Consider the following 6198-nt stretch of genomic DNA (forward strand, 5'->3'; position numbering starts at 1 on the left):
TCCGCGACGCCGCCGCCCGCCGCGCCATCCGTACCGGGAACGCCGCCCGCCCCGGCCCCGCAGTCGGCACCGTCCGATCCGGCCACGCCGCCCGCCGCGGCCGCGCCGGCCGCCCCGGCCGCCCCGAACCCTCCCGCCGCGGACGCCGAGACGACGCAGACCGCCGCCGCGGCCCCCGTCCACCCGCCCACCCAGACCGCGGGCCCGGCCGAACCGCCCACCCGGCACCAGCCCGCCCCCGCCCCCGGCGCCCGCCGCCCCGACCCGCCCCACCCGCGGCCGGAGGTGCAGGAGCAGCCCGCCCCCCGGCCCCGCAAGCGGCGCGTCGGGCTCTTCGCCGGCCTGCTGGCCGGCGCCCTGCTCCTGGGCGCCGGCGGCGGCGCGTACCTGGTGAACACCCTCCAGGACGACGACGGCAGCGGCGGCAGCAGCGATGCGGGCCGGCAGGACCGCTCCTCGGACACCAAGCCCCGGACCAACGACGACGGCGACGGCAAGCAGCAGGACACCGGCGGCACGCAGCCGGACGAGGACCCGACCGCGAGCGCGCCCCCCGCGGACCCGGAACCGGCCGGGTACGACGGCATCGAGTTGCCCGCGTCGTACCACCTCAACCTCAACGACGAACCGCTCAGGCCGGAGACCGACGGCGACGGCGACATCGAGTACGCCAGCGGGCCTTATCTGCAGACCGACCACGGCAGGTTCGTCCTGCTCCAGCCCACCGAGGAACCCACGCTCGACACCTGCCGCGAGGTCACCCGCTACGCCGAGTCGATCTACCTCGGCGACGTCGAGGAGGGTGCGCACATCTGCCTGGAGACCCAGGCCGGGCACGTCGCCCTGATCACGTTCCAGGGTCTCTCGCCGCAGAGCGACCCGAGCAGCTACGTCGTCCTCGACGTCACGGTCTGGCGGAACGACACCGCGCAGCCGTAGCGTTCAGCTGATGATCATCGTGAGGGCGGCGGTGGTGCCCACGGTGACGATGACGGCGCGCATCAGGGTGGGCGTCAGCTTGCGGCCCAGGTGGGCGCCGAGGATGCCGCCGACGATGGAGCCGGAGGCGATGATGCCGGCCGCGGTCCAGTCGACGTCGGCGACGAGGATGAAGACGATCGCGGCGACGCCGTTGACGAGCGCGGCGAGCACGTTCTTGACGGCGTTGAGGCGCTGGATGTCGTCGCGTACGAAGGCCCCGAACAGGCCCATGAGGATGACGCCCTGCGCGGCCCCGAAGTAGCCGCCGTACACGCCCGTGCCGAGGATCGTGAGCCACATCGGGGCGCCGCCGTCCGTGTCGCCGTCCTCGGCGCGCCGGGCGAGCCGGCGGCTGAGGACGGGCTGGAGGAGGACCAGGGCGCAGGCGGTGAGGATGAGGCCGGGGACCACGGCCTGGAACGTCTCGGCCGGCAGTTGCAGGAGCAGCAGCGCGCCGGCCAGGCCGCCGAGGACGGAGGCGGTGCCGAAGCGCAGTATGCGGCGGCGCTGGCCGCGCAGCTCGCGGCGGTAGCCGTAGACGGCGCCGAGGACGCCGGGGACGAGGCCGAGGTTGTTGGAGACGTTCGCGAGGACCGGGGGGTAGCCCAGGGCGAGGAGGGTGGGGAAGGTGATGAGGGTGCCGGAGCCGACGACCGCGTTCATGCCGCCGGCGGCAAGTCCGGCGCCGGCGAGCGCGACGGCTTCCAACGGTTCCACGGCGTCCTCGTTCCGTAGCTGGTCGGCGTTCCTCCGGTCGACCGGCGTTCCCGCCGCCGGCCGGTCCCGGTGGACCCCGTACGTCGTGCGGCCGGACCCGGGTGCCGGGCGCCGCGAAGATCGTGGTCATCGTGGGCGCGACGATCCGCCCAAGTCAATCCTCGGGTGTTCTCGGGCGGCCCCGAGGGCTGGCTTGACGCGCATGACTCTGGTACGCGGCGGGGGTGGAGCCGTAGCGGCGGACGGTTTATGGACCGGTGATCTCGTCCTCCTTTGGCTCTGCCCGTCAGGCCATCGGTGGGCGAGGGTGGGTGGCGTTCAGTGGCGTACAGCCGCCATCGCCGTCGCCGGAGGCCTCCTTGAGCACCGCCTTTCTGCTGACCACGCTCGTCGTGGTCGTCACGCCGGGCACCGGCGTGGTCTACACCCTGGCCGCCGGGCTGGCCCACGGCCGGCGCGCGAGCGTGGTGGCCGCGTTCGGCTGCACCCTCGGCACCGTGCCGCACGCCGTCGCGACCGTCACCGGGCTGGCGGCGCTGCTGCACGCCAGCGCGCTGGCGTTCGAGGTGGTGAAGTACCTGGGGGTCGCGTACCTGCTGTACATGGCGTGGTCGACGCTGCGCGACAAGGACGCGCTCGCCGTCGGGGACGACGCGCCGGGCGGGCCGGGCGGCGCGTCGTCCGGTCCGCGGCCCGCGGGGCGGGTGATCGTCTCCGGCGTGCTGCTGAACCTGCTCAACCCGAAGCTGACGATGTTCTTCGTGGCGTTCCTGCCGCAGTTCGTGCCGGCGGGCGAGGAGGGGTCGGTGGCGGCGATGCTGCGGCTGAGCGCGGTGTTCACGGGGCTGACGTTCGTGGTGTTCGTCGCGTACGGGATGTGCGCCGCGGCGGTGCGGGGGCAGGTGCTGGGGCGGCCGCGGGTGCTGACGGCGATCCGGCGGGTGTTCGCGGCGTCGTTCGTGGGGCTGGGCGCGAAGCTGGCGGTGGCGTGACGATGCGGTTCGGGCATGCGGAGGAGCTGCGGGCGGAGTTTCCGGAGCTGGTGGCGGGGGCGGTGTACGGAGCCGTGGCGGGGGGCGGCTCCGGCGGGGCCGGTTCCGGCGGCGGCGCCGGGGGGTCCGGCGGGGGGTTCGGCGGGGGGGGGGAGCTGGACGCGCGGATCGCGGCGTACACGGACGTCGCGCGGCGGCGGCTGGCGGAGGGCACGGAGGGGGAGTTCCCCGAGGTGCGGGCGTGGCGGCGGACGTACACCCGCATGGGGCTGCGGCCGACGCAGTACCGGTGCGCGTCGGAGTCGCTGCTGCGGCGGCTGCGGCGGGAGGGCGCGCTGCCGCGGATTCACCCGGTCGTGGACCTGTGCAACGCGGTCTCGATGGCGTACGCGATCCCCGTCGCCGTACTGGACGTGGACCGGATCGCCGAGCCGTGGCTGCAGGTGCGCCGCGCGGGCGGCGACGAGACGTACACGACGTTCGGCGGCGGGACCGAGCATCCGGCGGCGGGCGAGGTGACCTTCGCCGACTCCGCGGGGCGCGCGCACGCCCGGCGCTGGACGAACCGGCAGAGCGGCTACTCGGCGGTGGGTGCGGAGACGCGCAGGGTGCTGGTGGTGGCGGAGGGCGTCCACGGGACGGCCGCGGCGGACGTGGCGGAGCTGACGGGTGCCGTGGAGGGGGAGCTGGCGCGGCTGTGGGGGGTGGCGGCGAAGTCGGCGGTGCTGACGGGGGCGGCGCCGGAGTTCGTCTTCGGGGAGTGAGGGCGGCGGGCTCCGGGCGGGGCGTTGTCGGTGGCGCGTGCCACGATGGCCTCATGAACGGGGTGGGGAAGGCGGCCTCCGAGAGGTCCAAAGCGTACGGGTCGGATTTCCTGCAGCTCGACGTCGGGGACGCGCCGGCGGGCGGGATGGCGGACTGGCTGGCGCGGCGGCTCCGGGAGGGGATCGCGGACGGGCGGCTGCCGGTGGGCAGCCGCCTGCCGCCGACGCGGGTGCTGGCGGCGGAGCTGCGCGTGTCGCGCGGGGTGGTCACGGAGGCGTACCGGCGGCTGACGGAGGACGGGCACGTCGAGGGGCGGCGGCGCGGCGGGACGGTGGTGGTCGCGGCGCCCCCGGCACCCGTGGGGGCGGGCGGCGCGGTGGCGCCCGGGGCCGGGGCGGGCCAGGGGGCGGAGGTGCGCGCGCTGGGCTCCGCGGGTGTGCCCTCCTCCGCCGCCGCGGGGGGCGTGGTGCTGTCCCTCCCCGCCGCGGCGGGGAGGGACGCCGCCGTGTTCTTTCCCGCCGCCCCCGGCCCCGAGGCCTTCGACGCCCTGCGCGCCGCCCCGGCCCGCATCGACCTCACCCCCGGGCCGCCCGACCTCGCCGCGTTCCCGCGCGCCGCCTGGCTCCGCGCCGAGCGCGCCGTCCTCGCCGAGCTGTCCGCCGCCGACCTCGGCTACGGCGACCCGCACGGCGCCCGCGCCCTGCGCCGCGCCGTCGCCGGCTGGCTCGCCCGCAACCGCGGCATCCGCGCCGACCCCGACGACGTCGTCATCGTCGCCGGCACCGCCCAGGCGCTCACCCTGCTCCACCCGGTGCTGCGCGCCGACGGCGTGCCGGCGGTGGCGGTGGAGGACCCCGGTTCGCTCGGCACGCGCCAGCATCTGGACAACAGCGGGCTGGACATCGTCCCGGTCCCGGTCGACGCCGACGGCATACGCGTCGACGAGCTGCACGCCACCGGCGCCCGCGCGGTGCTGCTCACCCCGGCGCACCAGTTCCCGACCGGCGCGGTGCTCAGCGGCGAGCGCCGCCGCGAGCTGCTGCGCTGGGCGGAGGCCGGCGACCGGCTCGTGCTGGAGGACGACTACGACGCCGAGCACCGCTACGACCGGCCGCCGGTGCCCGCGCTGCGCGCGATGCTCGCGGAGCGGGTCTGCTACATGGGCAGCGTGTCGAAGCTGCTGGCGCCGGCGCTGCGGGTGGGCTGGGTGGTGCCGCCGCCGGGGTACCGGGACGCGCTGGTGAACGCCAAGCGGTTCACCGACCTGGGCAACGCGGTGCTGCCGCAGCTCGTGCTGGCGCGGCTGATGGAGTCGGGGGAGCTGGAGCGGCACCTGCGGCTGCTGCGGGGGCGGCACCGGCGGCGGCGGGACGCGATGATCGCGGCGGTCGCGGAGCACCTGCCGGGCGCGGTGGTGCACGGCGCGGCGGCGGGGCTGCACCTGACGGTGACGTTCGACGGAGGGGGCGGCGCCGGTTCGTACGGTACGGGGCCGGCGGGGGTGACCGACACGGAGTTGGCGGCGGCGGCGCTCGGCTGCGGCGTGAAGGTGCAGCCCCTGTCCTGGCACCGGCTCCGCCCCGGCCCGCCGGGCCTGGTCCTGGGGTACGCGGCCAGCCACCCCGACGCCGTGACGGAGGGGGTGCGGCTGCTGGGCCGGGCGCTGCGGGGGTGACGCGGCGGCGTGCCGGGCCGGTCGGCGCGGTCGTAGCGGCGCGCCGGTGCCGGCCGGGTCTCAGCCGGTGGGCCCGCCCGTACCGGCGGGACCCGCATGCCGGTCCCCCGCGGGGCGGGCCCGCCGGGCGGGGTGCGGGGCGGGGTGTGGGGCGGGGTGCGGGGCCCGGGGGCACCGGGGGCGCGGGGCGCCCGCACCGGTGCCCGCTCGACGCCTCCGGTCACGGTCTCACGCGTCCCGGGACCGCAGCACCGCGCCGCCCGCCGCCAGCGCCGCCGCCGCCCACGCCGCCAGCACGCCAAGACCCGCCCACGGCCCGATCGGCAACCCGTCCGTGCCCACCGTCGACTGCACCGCAAGACCCGCCGACGCCGGCCCGTACCGCTGCAGCCGCTCCACCCACTCCGGATCCGACAGCATCCCCGCCACCAGCGGCGACGCGTACAGCACCGCCAGGCACGCCGCGACCGACCCCGCCGTGTCCCGCAGCGCCGTGCCCACGCCCAGCGCCAGCAGCGCCACCAGCGCCAGGTACAGCGCCGACCCGAAGCCGGCCCGGAGCACCGGGCCCGCCCCCAGGTCGTACGGGGCGAAGCCCGCCGGCACCAGCGCCCGCCCCGCGAGCAGCGCCCCCCACGCCCCGGCCCCGCCCGCCACCAGCACCGCCGCGCCCACCACCGCGGCCTTCGCCGCCAGCACCCGCAGCCGGGCGGGCACGGCCGTCAGCGTCGTCCGGATGGTGCCCGTGCCGTACTCCGCCGTGACCGCCAGCGACGCGAAGACCGCGAGCGGCGCCTGCCCGGCCCACACGCCGGCCAGGCTGGTCCGCACCACGTCCTCGCGGCAGCCGGCGGGCGGGCAGTGCGCCGTGGACAGCCCGCTGACCGCGCCCGCGCCGACCGCCGCGGTGACGGCGGCGACGGCGAGGAGGAGCCACCACGTGCCGGGCACGGTGCGCAGCTTCGTCCACTCCGCCCGCGCCGCGCGCCCCGCGGCCCGTAGGCCGTCGAAGCCCGCCCCGGGCCCCCTCTCCCGCCTCCGCCGCGAGCACGAGGAGCTCGTGCTCTC

At 77.4% G+C, this 6198-nt stretch carries 5 protein-coding genes and 1 pseudogene; 4 read left to right on the forward strand and 2 right to left on the reverse strand.

The window, feature by feature from the left end:
- A pseudogene (locus ABD317_RS32360) lies at nucleotides 1-939 on the forward strand (hypothetical protein); the annotation flags it as partial.
- Nucleotides 940-942: 3 nt separating this feature from the next.
- Here ABD317_RS32360 and ABD317_RS32365 read toward each other — a convergent pair.
- On the reverse strand, nucleotides 943-1698 hold the full coding sequence (locus ABD317_RS32365) for a sulfite exporter TauE/SafE family protein (RefSeq protein ID WP_344294682.1): 756 nt from the start codon (nucleotides 1696-1698) through the stop codon (nucleotides 943-945).
- A gap of 359 nt (nucleotides 1699-2057) precedes the next feature.
- Here ABD317_RS32365 and ABD317_RS32370 point away from each other — a divergent pair, with 359 nt between their 5' ends.
- The 3 genes from ABD317_RS32370 to ABD317_RS32380 are packed head-to-tail and all read left to right on the forward strand — an operon-like array spanning nucleotide 2058 to nucleotide 5130.
- Nucleotides 2058-2690, forward strand: a complete 633-nt coding sequence (locus tag ABD317_RS32370; protein WP_344294684.1) for a LysE family translocator — start codon at nucleotides 2058-2060, stop codon at nucleotides 2688-2690.
- Nucleotides 2691-2692: 2 nt separating this feature from the next.
- Nucleotides 2693-3454 (forward strand): B3/B4 domain-containing protein, encoded by a 762-nt coding sequence (locus ABD317_RS32375; RefSeq protein WP_344294688.1) that lies wholly within the window; start codon nucleotides 2693-2695, stop codon nucleotides 3452-3454.
- Between the two features lie 53 nt (nucleotides 3455-3507).
- Nucleotides 3508-5130, forward strand: a complete 1623-nt coding sequence (locus ABD317_RS32380; protein WP_344294686.1) for an aminotransferase-like domain-containing protein — start codon at nucleotides 3508-3510, stop codon at nucleotides 5128-5130.
- A 228-nt stretch (nucleotides 5131-5358) separates the two neighbouring features.
- Here ABD317_RS32380 and ABD317_RS32385 read toward each other — a convergent pair whose 3' ends face one another.
- Complete coding sequence (locus ABD317_RS32385; RefSeq protein WP_344294690.1) at nucleotides 5359-6090, reverse strand: ABC transporter permease subunit; 732 nt, start codon at nucleotides 6088-6090, stop codon at nucleotides 5359-5361.
- Nucleotides 6091-6198: the final 108 nt, after the last annotated feature.

The sequence above is a fragment of the Streptomyces synnematoformans genome, from assembly GCF_039531005.1.
Taxonomy (GTDB): Bacteria; Actinomycetota; Actinomycetes; order Streptomycetales; family Streptomycetaceae; genus Streptomyces; species Streptomyces synnematoformans.

Coding starts and splice junctions, on each gene's coding strand:
- ABD317_RS32375 (WP_344294688.1), top strand. CDS start 2,693: ATGCGGTTCGGGCATGCGGAGGAGCTGCGGGCGGAGTTTCCGGAGCTG.
- ABD317_RS32380 (WP_344294686.1), top strand. CDS start 3,508: ATGAACGGGGTGGGGAAGGCGGCCTCCGAGAGGTCCAAAGCGTACGGG.